This window comes from Ramlibacter tataouinensis (assembly GCF_001580455.1).
Lineage (GTDB): Bacteria > Pseudomonadota > Gammaproteobacteria > Burkholderiales > Burkholderiaceae_C > Ramlibacter > Ramlibacter tataouinensis_B.
Map to the genome: position 1 here is coordinate 1,584,150 of NZ_CP010951.1, position 15,872 is coordinate 1,600,021.

Annotated in this window: 19 protein-coding genes; 6 read left to right on the top strand and 13 right to left on the bottom strand. The window is 67.9% G+C overall.

The annotated features are described in order from the left end of the window. Complete coding sequence (selD, locus tag UC35_RS07610) at positions 1-1,050, top strand: selenide, water dikinase SelD (RefSeq protein WP_061497712.1); 1,050 nt, start codon at positions 1-3, stop codon at positions 1,048-1,050. On the opposite strand, the gene cutA is transcribed toward selD, so the two are convergent. Further along, complete coding sequence (gene cutA / locus UC35_RS07615; RefSeq protein ID WP_061497714.1) at positions 1,040-1,375, bottom strand: divalent-cation tolerance protein CutA; 336 nt, start codon at positions 1,373-1,375, stop codon at positions 1,040-1,042. The two genes, selD and cutA, sit on opposite strands and share 11 nt — an antisense overlap. 48 nt (positions 1,376-1,423) lie before the next feature. On the opposite strand from cutA, the gene UC35_RS07620 reads away from it, so the two are divergent. The 4 genes from UC35_RS07620 (at position 1,424) to UC35_RS07635 (ending at position 5,884) form a co-directional block, all read left to right on the top strand. Continuing rightward, complete coding sequence (locus UC35_RS07620; RefSeq protein ID WP_061497716.1) at positions 1,424-1,885, top strand: DUF962 domain-containing protein; 462 nt, start codon at positions 1,424-1,426, stop codon at positions 1,883-1,885. 199 nt (positions 1,886-2,084) lie between these two features. Beyond that, positions 2,085-3,017 (top strand): RNA polymerase sigma factor RpoH, encoded by a 933-nt coding sequence (rpoH, locus tag UC35_RS07625; protein ID WP_061497718.1) that lies wholly within the window; start codon positions 2,085-2,087, stop codon positions 3,015-3,017. 160 nt (positions 3,018-3,177) lie between these two features. Then, on the top strand, positions 3,178-4,890 hold the full coding sequence (locus UC35_RS07630; protein ID WP_145979374.1) for a 7TM diverse intracellular signaling domain-containing protein: 1,713 nt from the start codon (positions 3,178-3,180) through the stop codon (positions 4,888-4,890). 10 nt (positions 4,891-4,900) lie between these two features. Then, positions 4,901-5,884: a Bug family tripartite tricarboxylate transporter substrate binding protein gene (locus UC35_RS07635; RefSeq protein ID WP_061497722.1), complete on the top strand. Its 984-nt coding sequence runs from the start codon at positions 4,901-4,903 to the stop codon at positions 5,882-5,884. A gap of 25 nt (positions 5,885-5,909) precedes the next feature. On the opposite strand, the gene UC35_RS07640 is transcribed toward UC35_RS07635, so the two are convergent. The 6 genes from UC35_RS07640 to UC35_RS07665 are packed head-to-tail and all read right to left on the bottom strand — an operon-like array spanning position 5,910 to position 10,797. Continuing rightward, entirely contained in the window at positions 5,910-6,722 is an 813-nt protein-coding gene (locus UC35_RS07640; RefSeq protein WP_061497725.1) for a hypothetical protein, read from the bottom strand. Positions 6,723-6,732: 10 nt separating this feature from the next. Continuing rightward, positions 6,733-7,326, bottom strand: a complete 594-nt coding sequence (locus UC35_RS07645; protein WP_061497732.1) for an SCO family protein — start codon at positions 7,324-7,326, stop codon at positions 6,733-6,735. Positions 7,327-7,330: 4 nt separating this feature from the next. Continuing rightward, positions 7,331-8,236 carry a heme o synthase gene (gene cyoE / locus UC35_RS07650; RefSeq protein WP_173861252.1) on the bottom strand — a complete coding sequence of 302 codons (906 nt, stop codon included), beginning with the start codon at positions 8,234-8,236 and terminating at the stop codon, positions 7,331-7,333. After that, on the bottom strand, positions 8,233-9,384 hold the full coding sequence (locus UC35_RS07655) for a COX15/CtaA family protein (protein WP_061497734.1): 1,152 nt from the start codon (positions 9,382-9,384) through the stop codon (positions 8,233-8,235). Before UC35_RS07655 ends, cyoE begins: the two co-directional genes overlap by 4 nt. An 8-nt stretch (positions 9,385-9,392) precedes the next feature. After that, a complete protein-coding gene (locus UC35_RS07660) occupies positions 9,393-10,124 on the bottom strand; it encodes an SCO family protein (RefSeq protein ID WP_061497735.1) in 732 nt (243 codons plus the stop codon). Next, positions 10,072-10,797: an SURF1 family protein gene (locus UC35_RS07665; protein WP_227820492.1), complete on the bottom strand. Its 726-nt coding sequence runs from the start codon at positions 10,795-10,797 to the stop codon at positions 10,072-10,074. Before UC35_RS07665 ends, UC35_RS07660 begins: the two co-directional genes overlap by 53 nt. Before the next feature lie 15 nt (positions 10,798-10,812). On the opposite strand from UC35_RS07665, the gene UC35_RS07670 reads away from it, so the two are divergent. Further along, positions 10,813-11,031 carry a twin transmembrane helix small protein gene (locus UC35_RS07670; RefSeq protein WP_061497737.1) on the top strand — a complete coding sequence of 73 codons (219 nt, stop codon included), beginning with the start codon at positions 10,813-10,815 and terminating at the stop codon, positions 11,029-11,031. Positions 11,032-11,094: 63 nt separating this feature from the next. Here the strand turns inward: UC35_RS07670 and UC35_RS07675 are convergent, their stop codons facing one another. From UC35_RS07675 to coxB, 6 genes are read right to left on the bottom strand one after another with little or no spacing between them, the layout of a single operon-like run. Further along, positions 11,095-11,976 (bottom strand): cytochrome c oxidase subunit 3, encoded by an 882-nt coding sequence (locus tag UC35_RS07675; RefSeq protein WP_061497738.1) that lies wholly within the window; start codon positions 11,974-11,976, stop codon positions 11,095-11,097. 48 nt (positions 11,977-12,024) lie between these two features. Then, positions 12,025-12,204, bottom strand: coding sequence for a DUF2970 domain-containing protein (locus tag UC35_RS07680; RefSeq protein ID WP_061497740.1), 180 nt, complete (start codon positions 12,202-12,204; stop codon positions 12,025-12,027). Between the two features lie 58 nt (positions 12,205-12,262). After that, on the bottom strand, positions 12,263-12,841 hold the full coding sequence (locus tag UC35_RS07685; protein WP_061497741.1) for a cytochrome c oxidase assembly protein: 579 nt from the start codon (positions 12,839-12,841) through the stop codon (positions 12,263-12,265). A gap of 8 nt (positions 12,842-12,849) precedes the next feature. Next, positions 12,850-12,966 (bottom strand): cytochrome oxidase small assembly protein, encoded by a 117-nt coding sequence (locus UC35_RS24205; RefSeq protein ID WP_227820493.1) that lies wholly within the window; start codon positions 12,964-12,966, stop codon positions 12,850-12,852. Between the two features lie 33 nt (positions 12,967-12,999). Continuing rightward, a complete protein-coding gene (gene ctaD / locus UC35_RS07690) occupies positions 13,000-14,646 on the bottom strand; it encodes a cytochrome c oxidase subunit I (RefSeq protein ID WP_061497743.1) in 1,647 nt (548 codons plus the stop codon). 33 nt (positions 14,647-14,679) lie between these two features. Next, on the bottom strand, positions 14,680-15,837 hold the full coding sequence (coxB, locus tag UC35_RS07695; RefSeq protein WP_061497746.1) for a cytochrome c oxidase subunit II: 1,158 nt from the start codon (positions 15,835-15,837) through the stop codon (positions 14,680-14,682). Positions 15,838-15,872 lie beyond the last annotated feature (35 nt).

Consider the following 15,872-nt stretch of genomic DNA (forward strand, 5'->3'; position numbering starts at 1 on the left):
ATGGCCACCACCGAACCCCGGCTCACCTCCCTCTCGCACGGCGGCGGCTGCGGCTGCAAGATCGCCCCCGGCGTGCTGTCGGAGATCCTGCAGAAGACGGCGCGCCTGCCGGTGCCGCCGCAGCTGCTGGTGGGCATCGAGACGGCCGACGATGCGGCCGTCTACCAGCTCAATGACGAGCAGGCGCTGATCGCGACGACCGACTTCTTCATGCCCATCGTCGACGATCCCTTCGATTTCGGGCGGATCGCGGCGACCAATGCGATTTCCGACGTGTACGCCATGGGCGGCCAGCCGATCATGGCGCTGGCGCTGGTCGGCATGCCGGTCAACGTGCTGTCCACCCAGACGATCGGCCGCATCCTGGAGGGCGGCGAGTCGGTGTGCCGCGCCGCCGGCATCCCGGTGGCGGGCGGCCACACCATCGACTCGGTGGAGCCGATCTACGGGCTGGTAGCGCTGGGCCTGGTGCACCCCAAGCGCGTCAAGCGCAATGCCGACGCCCGGGCCGGCGACCTGCTGGTGCTGGGCAAGCCGCTCGGGGTCGGTGTGCTGTCGGCCGCGCTCAAGAAGGAGCAACTCGATCGCGAAGGCTACGCGCGCATGCTGGCCACGACCACGCGGCTGAACACGCCGGGGCCCGAGCTGGCGGCGCTGCCGGGTGTGCATGCGCTCACCGACGTGACCGGGTTCGGACTCGCGGGCCACGCGCTCGAAATCGCGCGCGGCGCCGGCCTGGAACTGCAGATCGACTGGGCTCGGGTGCCGCTGCTCGAGGGCGTGCGCGAGCTCGCGCAGGCTGGATTCGTCACCGGCGCCTCCGGGCGCAACTGGGCCGGCTATGGATCCGGGGTGCAGCTGCCGGCCGGCTTTGATGCCGTCGACCAGGCGCTGCTGACCGACCCGCAGACCAGCGGGGGGCTGCTGGTGTCCTGCGACCCGGGCGCGGCTGGGGCGGTGCTGGACCTGTTCCAGCGCCATGGCTTCGCGCAGGCGGCGGTGATCGGCGAGTGCGTGGCCGCGCCCCAGGCGCGGCTGGTCATCCGCTGATGACCGCCTCGCGCACCCAGCGCGCGTAGGCCGCGCTGGCCGCCTGCGTGCCGGCCAGGAACTGCGGCAGCTCGTAGGGATGGTGCTGCGCGAACAGCGCCTCCAGCGCGGCCTCCTGCCCGGGCACGGTCTTGATGGACAGGCGCACCTCCGGCTCCTCGCACAACTCTCCCTGCCAGCGATACAGCGACGCCGCGATCGCGTCCAGCTGCACGCAGGCGGCCAGCCGCCGGTCCATGATCAGGGCGGCCAGCGCGCGCGCCTGATCGAGGGAAGCCACGGTGGTGGTCACGGTCAAAATATGGTCTTCTCGACGGTCTTGCATGATGTCCCCCTGGGCACCCCCTGGATTCTTCCAAAAAGGAGAAGAACGATGAGCACGATGACCGACAACGTCGCCGCGGCCGGCGAGCGCCGCGTCGACCAGCTGCTGGCGCACTACGGCGAAAGCCACCGCAACCCCACCAACGGCGCGATCCACTGCGTGGCGATCCCGCTGATCATGCTCAGCCTGATCGGGCTGATCTACGCCGTCCATCCCTGGCTGGCCTATGCCTTCCTCGGCGCCAGCCTGGTCTACTACGCGCGGCTGTCGGCGGTGTTCCTGCTGACCATGACCCTGCTGTCGGCGGTCGGGCTGGCGCTGGTCTGGGCCATGGGAACGATGGTTCTACCGATCTCCATCGCCATCTTCGTGCTGGCCTGGATCGGGCAGTTCATTGGGCACGCCATCGAGGGCCGCAAACCCTCCTTCTTCGAGGACTTGCAGTACCTCTGGGTCGGCCCGCTGTTCGTGCTGAGCAAGCTGTTCGTCAAGCTGGGCATCCGCTGGTAGGCCTTCCGCCAGCCCATCCGGTCGCCGTTGGGGAACCCTGGTCAGCGCCAGCGATCAATGACATTCATATGCCCGGGGCCGGCAACGGCTGAGCCGGGCGTCGCCGGGTTCCGGGGCCTGAAACCCTGTTGAACTCGGGGCTTAGCACTCGATCAAAGAGAGTGCTAACATAGATCCATATATGAAAGGAGCCCTTGGTATGTCCAATCCTGTAGGAGCACCCGGCACGGCTGTGGCAATGGCCAATCCGTGGGCGGTCGTGCCTTCGCTGGGCAACCTGGACGCTTATATCTCGGCGGTGAACCGCCTGCCCATGCTGACCCATCAGGAGGAGCAGGAATACGCGCGCAAGCTCAAGGAGCACAACGACCTGGAAGCGGCCGGTAAGCTGGTGCTTTCGCACCTGCGGCTGGTGGTTGCGGTGTCCCGCAAATACCTGGGCTACGGCCTGCCGCACGGCGACCTGATCCAGGAGGGCAACATCGGCCTGATGAAGGCGGTCAAGCGCTTCGACCCTGACCAGGGCGTGCGCCTGGTCAGCTACGCCCTGCACTGGATCAAGGCCGAAATCCACGAATACATCCTGAAGAACTGGCGCATGGTCAAGGTGGCCACCACCAAGGCCCAGCGCAAGCTGTTCTTCAACCTGCGCTCGATGAAGCAGGGCTTCAAGGACGACGCCGATGCCCAGACGCACCGCGACAGCCTGACCGACGCCCAGATCGACGTCATGGCCCGCGAGCTGAACGTCAAGCGCGAGGAAGTGATCGAGATGGAAGCGCGCATGGCCGGCGGCGACGTGCTGCTGGACCCGTCGCCCGGCGACGATGGCGAGGACGCCTTCGGTCCGATCGCCTATCTGGCCGACGCCAGCCATGAGCCCACCGCGGTGATCGAAACCCAGCAGCGGGCCGTGATGGCGACCGACGGCATCGCCGCGGCGCTGGAGCAACTCGACCCGCGCAGCCGCCGCATCGTCGAGGAGCGCTGGCTCAAGGTCAACGACGACGGCTCGGGCGGCATGACGTTGCACGAGCTGGCGGCCGAGTACGGCGTGAGCGCGGAACGCATCCGCCAGATCGAGTCGGCCGCGATGAAGAAGATGCGCAAGGCGCTGGCGGCCTACGCCTGAGGCAAGCGCCTCGAGATGACGCTGGCGCGCTCCGGCGTCGGCTTCGCAACACATCCAAGGCCCGGCCCGTCCGGGCCTTGCCCTTTCCGGTGCCGAAACAGCCAATTGCTGGGACAATGCCTTGGTGAGGGGCGGACTGAACCGGATATGGCCCTGGCTGATGGGTCTTGTACTGACGGCATTGCTGGCCGGCTCAGGCTGGGCGCGCGATGCCGGGCCGGCCGAGCCTGTCGCCGCGCCGCCGGCCCTGGAGCTCGGCAGGACGCAGCAAGAGATCCCGCTGACCCTGCGCAGCCGGTTCTGGCTCGATGAGCGGAGACTCGAAACACCCGACAGCCTGGAGACCGCCGGCGACAGCATTCCCTGGGCAATGCGAGACGCCGGCTACAGCTACCGGCTCGACGACAAGGTCCTGTGGATTCAGTTCGACGCCCACAACCGCGGCCAGCAGCGCTGGTTCCTGGAGGTCGGGTCGTCCGGCGTGGATCGCGTCCAGCTGTTCTACCGCGCCGCCAACGGGCAGTGGGTGACGCAGGAAGCGGGCGACTCGAAGATGGTGTCGGAGTGGCCCCTGCCCGGGCGCCTGCCGACCTTCGAGCTCGCCGGCCCGAGCGAGCAACCGGTGCGCTACTGGCTGCGGGTGGAGCACGAGCGGGTGGACTTCGCCTCGCCGCTGTTCGTCGTCGACCAGGCCACGCTGCTGGCCTCGCGCGAGCGCGAGCAGTTCCTGCTCGGCGGTTACTTCAGCCTGGCCCTGCTGATCGCCCTGGTGTCGGCGGCCAACGCGATTGCCTACCGCGACCGCAACTTCGCGGCCTATGCCGTCTATGTCTTTGCGCTGGCGTGCGGCCAGCTCGCCTACCTGGGGGTGGGCGCCCAGCATGTGTGGGAATCCTGGCAGCACTGGAACGAGATGGCCGCCGCCGTGCTGCCCTTCATCTCGGGCGCCGTGGCGTTGTGGTTCGCCAAGGTCGTCACCGAGCCGGCGCGCTATTCACGCGCCCTGGACCTCACCGTCTGGGCGCTGATCGCGGCGCTGCTCTCCGCCGTGGCGCTCGATGCGGTGCTGATGTCGCGCCGCTCCATCCTGCTGGTGGTCGCCCTCACCGCGGTGGCGCTGGTGGTGATCGCGGCCCTGATCGCGCTGGTCTGGATCAAGGGCCACGATCCGCACGTGCGCCTGATCGCGCTGGGCTTCCTGCCCGTGCTGGTCATGGCCATGTTCCCTGTGGCGCGCGCCTTCAACCTCATCCCGATCAGCGCGTTGACCCGCTACGGCGTCACCATCGGGGCGGCGCTGGAGATGCCCATACTTTTCTATGCGCTGATCCTGCGCGGCAGCTTCCGGCGCGAGGCGCAGGCGCGGGCCGCCGGGCTCGCCAGCAATGACACGCTCACGGGTCTGGCGCACACCCGCACCCTGCTGGAGCGCCTGGAGGGATCGCTGGCCCGCTGCGCGACCCTCAAGCACACCTGCGCCGTGCTGGGCGTGAAGATCGCCAACTACGAGGCCATCATCGCCGAGTACGGGCGTGACACCGCCGAACGCGCGCTGGTGGTGGCGACCTCGCTGCTGCGCAACGTGGTCACCGACATGGACATGGCGGCGCGCGTCGGCGACCACCAGTTCGCACTGCTGCTGGAGGGGCCGGCAACGCCGCAGGAAGCCGCGAGCCGCGCGCAGCAGCTGGTGGCCAGTGGCCTGCGGAACTCGCCGGGCCTGCCGCCGGGCCTGGTGCTGAAGCTGCAGGTGGCGGTGGCGCTGCTGCCGGACCGCGACCTCGGCGCCGAGGCCAGCCTCAACTGGCTGATCGAGGCCGTGAACTCAGCCTGGCCCGATGCCCGCAAACTGATTCGCGTCTTGAACTTCTAGGAACCTCACCATGGCTTCACAGCTTCCCCGCCGGACCGTGCTGGCGCTCGGCATGGCCGCCGCCGGCACCGCCTGGGCCCAACCCAAGGCGCCAGCCTGGCCTTCCAAGCCGGTTCGCATCCTGGTGGGCTTCCCCGGCGGTTCCACGCCCGACCTGACGGCGCGCACGATCGCCGAGCCGCTGTCGCGGGCCCTGGGCCAGCCGGTGGTCGTCGAGAACAAGCCGGGCGCGGGCGGCAACATCGCTGCCGACTTGCTGGCCAAGGCCACCGACGAGCACACGATCGGCGTGCTGATCAACGGCAACATGACCATTGCCAAGCTGCTGAATCCGGCCACGCCCTTCGATCCGCTCAAGGACCTGGCGCCCCTCAGCCTGATCGGCACGGCGCCGCTGCTGCTCGCCGCCGCGGCCGCAGCGCCCGGGCGCAATGCGCAGGAGTTCTTTGCCGCCGCGCGCGAGGCCGGCAACAAGTGGAGCTACGGCACACCCGGCGTGGGCACCGTGGGCCACATCGGCATGGAACTGCTCAAGACCAAGGGCGGCATCGACCCGGTGCACGTGCCCTACCCCGGCAATCCGCAGGTGATCAACGCCATGATCGGCGGCCAGATCCAGCTCGCGCTGCTGCCCCCGGGCCTGGCGGCGCCGCAGATCCGCGCCGGCAAGCTCAAGGCCATCGGCGTCACCTCCAGCGGCCGCAGCTCGCTCGCCCCCGAGTTCCCGAGCCTGAACGAAAGCGGCGTCACCCGCGACTTCCAGCTCGAGATCTGGAATGCGGCCGCGGCGCCGGCGAGCCTGCCCCGGCCCATCGCCGCCAAGCTGTCGGCGCTGATCGCCGACATCGTCCGCACGCCCGATGTGCGCGCCAAGCTGTTCCAGCAGGGCTGGCAGGTGGCCGGCACGTCCGCCGAGGGCCTGGCCAACCGCATCAAGGCCGACACGGCGCTGCTGGGCGAAGTGATCCGCACCCGCAACATCAAGGCGGAGTGAGCGCGGGAGCCGGCGCGGCAGGCCCCTAGGGCGTCTCGGGAAACGAACGCATGCCCCGCCGCGCGATGTAGGCGGTGTGGGGCCCGGCCGATTCGCGCAGCCAGCGGGTGCAGACCTGCTCCACCCATTCGGGTTGCGTCTTGCTGGCGTCGTTCAGCCAGTTGGCCACCGAGTTGCGCACATACAGGCTGGGGTCGGCACGCAGCGGCTCGATCAGCGGCAGGCCACGCCAGGGCTCGCGCTTGAGCGGTTCGATCTGGGTGCACCACACGCCGCGCGGGCGGGTGAGCTCGCTGGCGAAGCGCCGGATGTTCGCATCGGCATCGCGCACCCAGGGCACCAGCAGCGCCACGGCTTGGTCCAGGTCGCCCGCAACCTCGTCGCGCACCGCCATCCACGCGGTCTCGCGCACCGCGAAGTGCGGGTCGGCCGCGAAACGGCGCACCGCCTCCAGCTTGCGCGGCAGGGACAGGGCCGAGAACATCACCCATTGCGCGGCCCACGAGCGCGCGACGTCGCTCGCGTGCGTGGCCAGCGCGTGCGCCAGGGCATCGCGGTCGCTGCGCGGCTCGACCAGGTCGTAGAAGGCCCGCGCCACATGCTCGTGCCGCTTGACCGGCCTGAACGCGGCCAGCATGGCCAGCGCATCGGCCAGGCGTTCGGCCTGCGGATCCACGCCGATGTGGCCGGCCACCGCCCGCGCCAGCCGCGGCAGGTCCAGCGCCAGGAACTCGTTGAGGTTGACAGTGGGCAGCAGCCCGTCGTTCAGCGCCTGCAGCACCTCGGGCGGGATCAGCGCGATACGCGCGGCGCCCTTGCGTCCCAGCAGGTGCTGCATCGTCCGGGGTTCAACCCTGCTTCAGCAGCAGCTTCATGTCCGACGCCAGCGGCTGGGCGCCGCTGCCGTAGCGCGTGTACAGGCGCAGCCGGCCTTCGGCGTCGTAGACGTAGCTCGCGGCCGAATGGTCCATGGTGTAGCTGGTCGGCGTCTTGCCATCGACCTTCTTGTAGTACACCTTGAAGTCCTTGGCCATGGCGGCGAGCTGTTCGGGCGAGCCGCGCAGGGCGATGAAGCCGGGATCGAAGTTGGCCATGTAGGCCTTGAGAAGTTCCTGGGTGTCGCGCTCGGGATCGACGGTGACGAAGATGACCTGCAGCTTGTCGCCGTCGGGGCCGAGCAGGCGCTTGGCCTCCACCATCTCGGTCAGCGTCGTCGGGCAGACGTCCGGGCACTGCGTGTAGCCGAAGAAGATCGCGACCAGCTTGCCGCGGAAGTCCTTCAGGCTGCGCATCTGCCCGTTCTGGTCGGGCATCTGGAAGTCCTTGGCGTAGTCCGCGCCACTCAGGTCGATGCCACTGAACTGCGGCTTCGACGGCGAGCAGCCCAGCGCCAGCAGGGCGGCAGAGACGGACAGGGCGGATAGGGCAAAGCGTCGGTTCATCGATTCAGGGCATGTAGTGGTCCACCAGCAGGGCAGCGAACAGCAGGCTCAGGTGGATCAGGGAAAAGCGGAAGGTCTTGCGGGCCAGCGCGTCGGAATACTCGCGCCACAGCCTCACGGCGTGCAGCGTGAAGCCGGCGTTCAGGATGACGGCCGCCACCAGGTAAAGCCAGGAGCTCATGCCGTAGGCGAACGGCAGCAGGCAGGCCGCAAACAGCACCAGCGTGTAGAGCAGGATCTGCAGCCGCGTGAATTCGTTGCCGTGGGTGACCGGCAGCATCGGCAGTCCGGACTTGCGGTAGTCCTCCACGCGGTACAGCGCCAGCGCCCAGAAGTGCGGCGGCGTCCACAGGAAGATGATGAGGAACAGGATCATCGCCTCGGGCCCGACGTCGCCGCGCATCGCCGCCCACCCCAGCACCGGCGGCATGGCGCCCGAGGCGCCGCCGATCACGATGTTCTGCGGCGTGCGCGGCTTGAGCAGCACGGTGTAGATCACCGCGTAGCCGACGAAGGTCGCGAAGGTGAGCCACATGGTGAGCGGATTCACCTGGTACAGCAGCCAGGAGCCCAGCGCGCACAGCGCGGCCGAGAAGCCCAGCGCCTGCCAGTCGCCGAGTTCGCCCTTGGCGGTCGGCCTCCAGGCGGTGCGGCGCATCTTGGCATCGATGCCTTTTTCGACCAGGCAGTTGAAGACGGCGGCGGCGCCGGCCACCAGCCAGATGCCCAGGCAGGCGATCGCCATCAGGCGCAGGTTGGCCAGCGTCGGCACGCCCGGCACCGCCAGCACCATGCCGATCAGCGCGCAGAAAACGATCAGCTGGATCACGCGCGGCTTCATCAGCGTGTAGAACTGCGTCACCCTGGATGCGGCGGGCGCGGCTACGCCCTGCTCTCCCATACTGCTCATGCCGACGCTCCCCGGCCCACGGCCGAAGGCGCCAGGGCCTCGGCGCCGGCCGCACGGCTTTCGCAGATCGCCCAAGTCAGCACCGTCACCAGGGCGGCCGCGCCGCCGGTGTGCAGCACCGCCGCCAGCAGCGGCCAGCCGAGCACGACGTTCGACAGGCCAGTGGCCAGCTGCAGCAGCGCCAGCGTCGCGATCCACTGACCCTGCCGCTGCAAGGCGGTGCGCTGCAGGCGCCAGGCCAGCACGGCGAGCGCCGCCAGCACCAGGTAGGCCACCAGCCGGTGGGCGTAGTGGATGGCCGTGAGCGCGGCGAAGACGATGTGCTCACCGCCCGAGGTCATGCCCAGCGGGCGCCAGAGCTCGAAGCCCTGGCGGAATTCCATGGCCGGCCACCAGCTGCCCTGGCAGGTCGGGAAGTCGCTGCAGGCCAGCACCGCATAGTTGGTGCTCACCCAGCCCCCGAGGGCGATCTGCAGCCAGACCAGCGCGACCACGCCCATCAGCGCGAGGCGAAGGCCGGGGGGGATGGGGACGCGGCCGGCGCCGCGCTGCGCATGTTCATAGGCCACCGCCTGCCGGCACAGCAGCGCCAACAGCACCATGCCGCCCAGCAGGTGCAGCGTCACGATGGCCGGCAGCAGCTTCATGGTCACCGTGAGCGCGCCGAACGCGCCCTGCAGGCACACCCAGGCGAGCGTCACGGCCGGCCACCAGGGGCTGACGGCGGCGCCGCGGCGGCGCTCGCGCCAGGTGGCCGCCAGCAGCGTGATGATCAGCACCCCCACGCCGGTGGCGAGGTAGCGATGGATCATCTCGATCCAGGCCTTGGTGTGGGTCACCGGGCCGTCCGGCATCTGTGCCTGCGCCTGGGCGATGTGCTCCACGGCGCCGACGGGGCTGGCATTGCCGTAGCAGCCGGGCCAGTCCGGGCAGCCGAGGCCCGAGTCGGTCAGCCGCGTGAAGGCGCCGAACATCACCAGGTCGAAGGTGAGGAACAGCGTCAGCAGCGTCAGCGCCTGCAGTTGGCGGGCGGCGCCGCCGCGCAGATGGCGCGACCACATCCAGGCCAGGGGACCGACCGCCACGGCGATGCCCATGGCCATCACGTGCAGGGCGGGCGTGAGGTCGTAAAGCGATTGCGAGGACATGGCAGCTCTCAGCGGGCCGGCCGCCCGGCGGTGTCCCAGGACGCGGAGGCGCGCAGCAGCCGCTCGACGTCGCGCTTGATGTTGCGCGCCGACGCGGCGTCGCGCTCCCGCACCGGCGGGAAGCGCATCATCCAGTTGCCCATGGGGTCCACCAGGTACAGGTGGTCGTGCAGGGAATTGCCCGCCGCCGGTGCCAGCCATTGCGACAGCTGCGCCGCGTCCACCCGCAGCACCGTGGCCGGCGCCACCGCCGCCTGCAAATCAGGCCGCACCGTCGCCCGGTCGTCGATCAGCCAGACCCAATCGACGCGGTCCTTGTCCTTGCCGAAGCTCTCGCGCAGCTGGCGCTGCAGGTACAGGTTGTTTTCGCAGTTGTCGCCGCAGGCACCGCCAGAGACGCTGACCAGCAACCACTGGCCTTTCAGCGAAGGCAGGGACACCGGCTGGCCTTGCAGCGACTCCGCCGTCACGGCCGGCAGCGAGCGCTGCGGCTCGATCAGCTCTCCGTGGCTGCGGCGGCCTTCGGGCCGGACCACGTAGTAGGTGAAATAGGACGCCACCACCGGCGCGGCGCAGACGGCCAGCACCAGCAGCATCTTCAGGCGCCCGGTCCGCGTGCGCGCGCCGTCGCCGATGACGGCCGCGCGCGGCTCCGGCATCGAATGCACCGTCAGGCCCAGGGGCTCGTCAAGCAGGGGGGACCTTGCGGCGGCGTGGGGCGATGAACTGGAACCAGACATAAAGGATGGCGATCAGGGCGCTCAAGGCCCACCACTGGAAGGCGTAACCGTAATTCTTTTCACTTCCGCTGCCGGCTCGCGGCCAGTCGCGCAGCAGCCCTTCCGAAGCCGCGCCATTCTGCACCACTGCCAGCTCCGGCAAGGGCAATCCTGTCTCGGCGCGGAAGCTATCCAAGTCGAGATTTTGCCGGATCGCCGCGGCACCCGCCCCGCCGAACTGGTACAGCCGCGCCGGCGGCGGGGCGATGCGCCCGCGCACCTCGACCACGCCCGGCGGCGTCTGCACCGCCGGCAGCTTCTCTCGCTGCATGAAATCGCGCGGCGCCCAGCCGCGCTGGACCAGCACCGCGCCGCCGCCTTCGAGCTTGAGCGGCGTGACCACGTAGAAGCCCACCCGCCCGTGCATCTGCCGGTTGTCGAGGAACACGGTGTGGCGCTCGTCCCAGGTGCCGCGCAGCACCACGCTGCGATGCATCAGCGGCGGCAGCTCGGTCCCCGACATTGCTTCCGGCGGCACCGCCGGCAGGGCCTCGCGCGCTTCGATCGCGGCCTGCAGTGCATCCTTGTCCCGGCCGCGGCCGAGCTGCCAGAACCCCAGCGCCGCCGTCGCGGCGACGGCCAGCGCCGCCACGACCGTGATGGCCCAGAAGGCGAACGCGCGCACGCTTCTCACCGGATAATTCCATCGATGAAATACTTCGTGCTCCTCGCCTTTCTCGGCATCCTCGGGAGCCTCGGGTCGGCGCTGTACTTCATGATGCGCGACGGCCAGCACGGCAAGCCGAAGACGAGCAACATGGCGCGCGCGCTCGCCTGGCGCGTCGGCCTGTCCGTCCTGCTGTTCGTGTGCATCCTGTTGGCGTGGAAACTGGGATACATCCAGCCTACCGGATTGCGGACCGGGTAGCCGGAAGGTCGCCACCAAAGCGCAAAGGGCCGCTGAGCGGCCCTTTGTCTTGGTGGCGGGGTCTCAGGTCCAGTAGACCAGGGTATACAGGCCCAGCCAGACCACATCCACGAAGTGCCAGTACCAGGCCGCGCCCTCGAAGCCGAAGTGGCGCTCGGGCGTGAAGTGGCCCTTCATCAGGCGCAGCGTGATGAAGAACAGCATCAGCATGCCAATGAGCACATGCAGGCCATGGAAGCCGGTGAGCATGAAGAAGGTGGAGCCGTAGGCGCCGGAGCTGAGCTTGAGGTTCAGGTCGGTGTAGGCGTGGAAGTATTCGTAGCCCTGGACGCAGACGAAGGAGAAGCCCAGCAGCACGGTGAGCCACATGAACAGGATGGTCGCGGGGCGGTTGTTGACGCGCAGCAGGTGGTGGGCGATGGTGATGGTCACGCCCGAGGACAGCAGCAGCGCCGTGTTGATGGTGGGCAGCCACAGCGGGCCCATGGTGGAGAAGGGCTCGATCACGCCGGCGGGCGAGGCGGTAACGCCGGGCGCCACCGAGGGCCACAGCGCCTTGAAGTCGGGCCACAGCAGCGCGTTCTCCACGCCGCCCAGCGCCGGCACCGAGTGCGAGCGCAGCCACCACAGCGCGGTGAAGAAGGCGCCGAAGAACATCACCTCCGAGAAGATGAACCAGCTCATGCTCCAGCGGAAGGAGACGTCGACCTTGTGGCCGTACTGGCCCGACTCGCTCTCGCCGATGGCGTCGCGGAACCACTGGAACAGCACGGTGAGCACCCACAGGAAGCCGAACAGCAGCGTCCACTTGGCCCAGTCGGCGCCGTTGATCCATTCGGCGGCGCTGAAGATGACCAGCAGCAGCCCCACCGCGGCCATCACCGGGTGGCGTGAAGGATGGGGCACGAAGTAGTAGGGCGTGGTGCCGGTGGCGCTTGAACTCATTGCAACTAACTCCTGTGTACCTTGTTTGTCTCTTGCTCTTGCATGCGGTCAGCCCGCGACCCAATTCACGAAAGCGATCAGCCCGGCCACGAACAGCCCCACCGCCACGATGGCGACGACGATGACGTGCAGGGGATTCAGCCGGCCGAGGTCTTCCTGGGATTCACTGCCCTTGCGGATGCCGAAGAACGACCAGGCCACTGCCTTGATGGTGCGGCCCACGCTCATTGGAAAACCTCCGCCCCGCGGGCTGCGGTGCCATGAGCCTTCGGAGCGGCCGTGCGGCTCATGAGGCTGCTCCCACCGTGACCGCCCCGGGCGCCGGCATCTTGCCGCCGACCTCGAAGAAGGTGTAGGACAGGGTGATCGTCTTGACGTCCTTCGACAGCTTGGGATCGATCACGAAAGCCACCGGCCACTGCTTGGACTCGCCGGGCTCCAGCGTGTACTGCTGGAAGCAGAAGCATTCGAGCTTGTTGAAGTGCGAGGCGGCCTGGCGCGGCGCGTAGCTGGGGATGGCCTGGGCCGACATGCGGCGGTCCTGCACGTTGCGGAACTCGTACATCACCGTGGCCAGTTCGCCTGGGTGCACCTGCACCGAACGCGTGGCCGGCTTGAACTCCCAGGGGCCGCGCGCGTTGGCGTCGAACTCGACCGTGATGGTGCGGCTGAAGTCGACCTGGGTGTTGGCGGCGGCGCGCGAGGTGCCCGGCACCTCCTTCTCGCCGATCGCCAGCACGTTGATGCCGGTGACTTCGCAGATGTGCTTGTAGATGGGGATGAGCGCGTAGCCGAAGGCGAACATGCCGGCCACGACCACGACCAGCTTGCCCACCATCTTCCTGTTTTCGGAGCGCGCACCCATGGCCGACCTCAATGCCCGAACCAGACCATGCGGACAATGAAGCCGATGAAGAACACCGCTGCGATGGTCGCCAGGATCAGCGCCAGTCGCAGGTTGCTCTTCTTCTGCTCAGGGTTCTGCGGCATGGCGCGGTCCCGTTGTGCCCGGTGCGTTCGTCTTTAGTGGTGGGCCGAACCCAGCACCTTGTTGGCGGCCGCGTTCAGGCGCGGCGGCGTCTCGAAGGTGTGGAAGGGCGCGGGCGAGGGAACTTCCCACTCCAGGCCCTCGGCGCCCTTGCCGTCGGCGTCGTTCCACGGGCGCTGCGGGGCGGTCTTGCCCTGGCCACGCATGACCGGCAGCACGATGAAGAAGAAGAAGTACACCTGTGCCAGGCCGAAGAAGAAGGCGCCCACCGAGGCCAGTGCGTTGAAGTCCGCGAACTGCATCGGATAGTCGGCATAGCGGCGCGGCATGCCGGCCAGGCCCAGGAAGTGCATCGGGAAGAAGGTGACGTTGAAGGAGATCAGCGACCACCAGAAGTGCAGCTTGCCGCGTCCTTCGTGGTACATCACGCCGGACCACTTCGGGGCCCAGTAGTAGAAGCCCGCGAACAGCGCGAACAGCGAGCCGGCCACCAGCACGTAGTGGAAGTGCGCCACCACGTAGTAGGTGTCCTGCAGCAGCAGGTCGATCGGCGCCATCGCCAGGATCAGGCCTGTGAAGCCGCCCATCGTGAACACGAAGATGAAGCCGGCCGAGAACAGCATGGGCGTCTCGAAGGTCATCGAGCCCTGCCACATGGTGGCGATCCAGTTGAAGATCTTCACGGCCGTGGGCACCGCGATCAGCATGGTCGCGTACATGAAGAACAGCTGGCCCGTCACCGGCATGCCGGTGGTGAACATGTGGTGCGCCCACACGATGAAGGACAGGATCGCGATCGAGCTGGTGGCGTACACCATGGAGGCGTAGCCGAACAGGCGCTTGCGGGCGAAGGCGGGCACGACCTGGCTGATGATGCCGAAGGCCGGCAGGATCATGATGTAGACCTCGGGGTGGCCGAAGAACCAGAAGATGTGCTGGTACATCACCGGGTCACCGCCGCCGGCCGGGTTGAAGAAGGTGGTGCCGAAGTGACGGTCGGTCAGCGTCATGGTGATGGCGCCAGCCAGCACCGGCATCACCGCGATCAGCAGGTAGGCGGTGATCAGCCAGGTCCAGGTGAACATCGGCATCTTCATCAGCGTCATGCCCGGCGCGCGCATGTTCAGGATGGTGACGATGATGTTGATCGAGCCCATGATCGAGCTGGCGCCCAGGATGTGCATCGCGAAGATGCCGGCGTCCATCGACGGGCCCATCTGCAGCGTCAGCGGCGCGTACAGCGTCCAGCCGGCCGAGGGCGCGCCGCCCGGCATGAAGAAGGAGCCGACCAGCATGATGCCGGCGGGCACCGCCAGCCAGAAGCTGAAGTTGTTCATGCGCGCGAACGCCATGTCCGGCGCGCCGATCTGCAGCGGGATCATCCAGTTCGCGAAGCCGACGAAGGCCGGCATGATCGCGCCGAACACCATGATCAGCCCGTGCATCGTGGTGAGCTGGTTGAACAGCTCAGGGTTGACCAGCTGCAGGCCCGGCTGGAACAGCTCCGCGCGGATCATCAGGGCCAGCAGGCCGCCCACCATCAGCATGGTGAAGGAGAACAGCAGGTACAGCGTGCCGATGTCCTTGTGGTTGGTGGCGAAGACCCAGCGGCGCCAGCCGGTGGGCGCGTGATCGTGATGCTCGCCGTGGCCGGCCTGCGAATGGTCAAGAACTGCGCTCATGGATGTCCTCTTGTATTTCTGTCGGCCCGGTGCTTACTTGCGCGCCGCCAGCACGTCTGCGGGCTGCACGATCTGGCCGGTCTTGTTCGACCAGTTGTTCTTGGTGTAGCTGATGACCGCAGCGAGGTCGGTGTCGCTCAGCTGCTTCCAGGCGGGCATGGCATTGCGGCCATTGAGCACGACCTGGATCTGCTTGCTCTTGTCGGCGTCCTGCACGATGGCCGCGCCGTCCAGCGGCGGGAAGGCGGCGACACCCTTGCCGTTGGCCTGGTGGCAGGCGGCGCAATTGGCGGCGTAGACCTTCTCGCCGCGCGCGGTGATCTCCGGCAGCGCCCAGACCTTCTTCGGGTCATCCAGCTTGGCGGCCATCTTCTTCTGCTGGTCGGCGACCCAGGCGGTGTAGTCCTGCTGCGACAGCACCTTCACGTGGATCGGCATGTAGGCGTGCTCCTTGCCGCACAGCTCGTAGCACTGGCCGTAGAAGTCGCCGGTCTTTTCGCTGCGGAACCAGGTGTCGCGCACGAAGCCGGGGATCGCATCCTGCTTGACGCCGAAGGCCGGCACGCCCCAGGCGTGGATCACGTCGTTGGCGGTGGTGATGATGCGGACCTTCTTGTTGACCGGCACGACCAGCGGGTTGTCGACCTTCAGCAGGTAGTCGTCCGGCACGTCGCCCTTGGCGCCGGCGTTGGACATCGCGCGGTGCGTGCTGTCCAGCGTGGACAGGAAGGACATGCCCTCGCCCTCGCCCTTGATGTAGTCGTAGCCCCACTTCCACTGGTAGCCGGTGGCCTTGATGGTGAGGTCGGCGTTGCTGGTGTCCTTGGAGGCGACCAGCACCTTGGTGGCGGGCAGCGCCATGCCGATCACGATCAGGAACGGAATGATCGTCCAGACCACTTCCACGGTGACCGACTCATGGAAGTTGGCGGGCTTGGCGCCGACCGACTTGCGGTGCTTCCAGATGGAATAGAACATCACCGCGAAAACCGCGATGAAGATCACGATGCAGGTGATCAGCATGAACCAGTGAAGCCAGGCCACCTCGGAGGCGATGCGCGTGACCGCGGGATGCAGGTTCAGCTGCAGGACAGCGGGCCCGCCGGGCAGGTCGTTCGTCGCATGGGCCAAGGGGCTGAAGACGCCCAGGGCGCACAGCAGCGAAGCCAGCTTGTTGGAAATGCTCTTCATGTTTGTTGGACTACCCAGCTTGTCAAAATCCGTCC

What these genes read in the sequence shown, in the direction of transcription:
- UC35_RS07680 (WP_061497740.1), bottom strand. Translation starts at nt 12,204, where the DNA reads ATGAGCGTGGGCCGCACCATCAAGGCAGTGGCCTGGTCGTTCTTCGGC.
- UC35_RS07675 (WP_061497738.1), bottom strand. Translation starts at nt 11,976, where the DNA reads ATGAGTTCAAGCGCCACCGGCACCACGCCCTACTACTTCGTGCCCCAT.
- ctaD (WP_061497743.1), bottom strand. Translation starts at nt 14,646, where the DNA reads ATGAGCGCAGTTCTTGACCATTCGCAGGCCGGCCACGGCGAGCATCAC.
- UC35_RS07670 (WP_061497737.1), top strand. Translation starts at nt 10,813, where the DNA reads ATGAAATACTTCGTGCTCCTCGCCTTTCTCGGCATCCTCGGGAGCCTC.
- UC35_RS07630 (WP_145979374.1), top strand. Translation starts at nt 3,178, where the DNA reads ATGGGTCTTGTACTGACGGCATTGCTGGCCGGCTCAGGCTGGGCGCGC.
- UC35_RS07640 (WP_061497725.1), bottom strand. Translation starts at nt 6,722, where the DNA reads ATGCAGCACCTGCTGGGACGCAAGGGCGCCGCGCGTATCGCGCTGATC.
- selD (WP_061497712.1), top strand. Translation starts at nt 1, where the DNA reads ATGGCCACCACCGAACCCCGGCTCACCTCCCTCTCGCACGGCGGCGGC.
- cyoE (WP_173861252.1), bottom strand. Translation starts at nt 8,236, where the DNA reads ATGAGCAGTATGGGAGAGCAGGGCGTAGCCGCGCCCGCCGCATCCAGG.
- rpoH (WP_061497718.1), top strand. Translation starts at nt 2,085, where the DNA reads ATGTCCAATCCTGTAGGAGCACCCGGCACGGCTGTGGCAATGGCCAAT.
- UC35_RS07685 (WP_061497741.1), bottom strand. Translation starts at nt 12,841, where the DNA reads ATGGGTGCGCGCTCCGAAAACAGGAAGATGGTGGGCAAGCTGGTCGTG.
- coxB (WP_061497746.1), bottom strand. Translation starts at nt 15,837, where the DNA reads ATGAAGAGCATTTCCAACAAGCTGGCTTCGCTGCTGTGCGCCCTGGGC.
- UC35_RS07655 (WP_061497734.1), bottom strand. Translation starts at nt 9,384, where the DNA reads ATGTCCTCGCAATCGCTTTACGACCTCACGCCCGCCCTGCACGTGATG.
- UC35_RS24205 (WP_227820493.1), bottom strand. Translation starts at nt 12,966, where the DNA reads ATGCCGCAGAACCCTGAGCAGAAGAAGAGCAACCTGCGACTGGCGCTG.
- UC35_RS07635 (WP_061497722.1), top strand. Translation starts at nt 4,901, where the DNA reads ATGGCTTCACAGCTTCCCCGCCGGACCGTGCTGGCGCTCGGCATGGCC.
- UC35_RS07645 (WP_061497732.1), bottom strand. Translation starts at nt 7,326, where the DNA reads ATGAACCGACGCTTTGCCCTATCCGCCCTGTCCGTCTCTGCCGCCCTG.
- cutA (WP_061497714.1), bottom strand. Translation starts at nt 1,375, where the DNA reads ATGCAAGACCGTCGAGAAGACCATATTTTGACCGTGACCACCACCGTG.
- UC35_RS07660 (WP_061497735.1), bottom strand. Translation starts at nt 10,124, where the DNA reads ATGTCTGGTTCCAGTTCATCGCCCCACGCCGCCGCAAGGTCCCCCCTG.
- UC35_RS07620 (WP_061497716.1), top strand. Translation starts at nt 1,424, where the DNA reads ATGAGCACGATGACCGACAACGTCGCCGCGGCCGGCGAGCGCCGCGTC.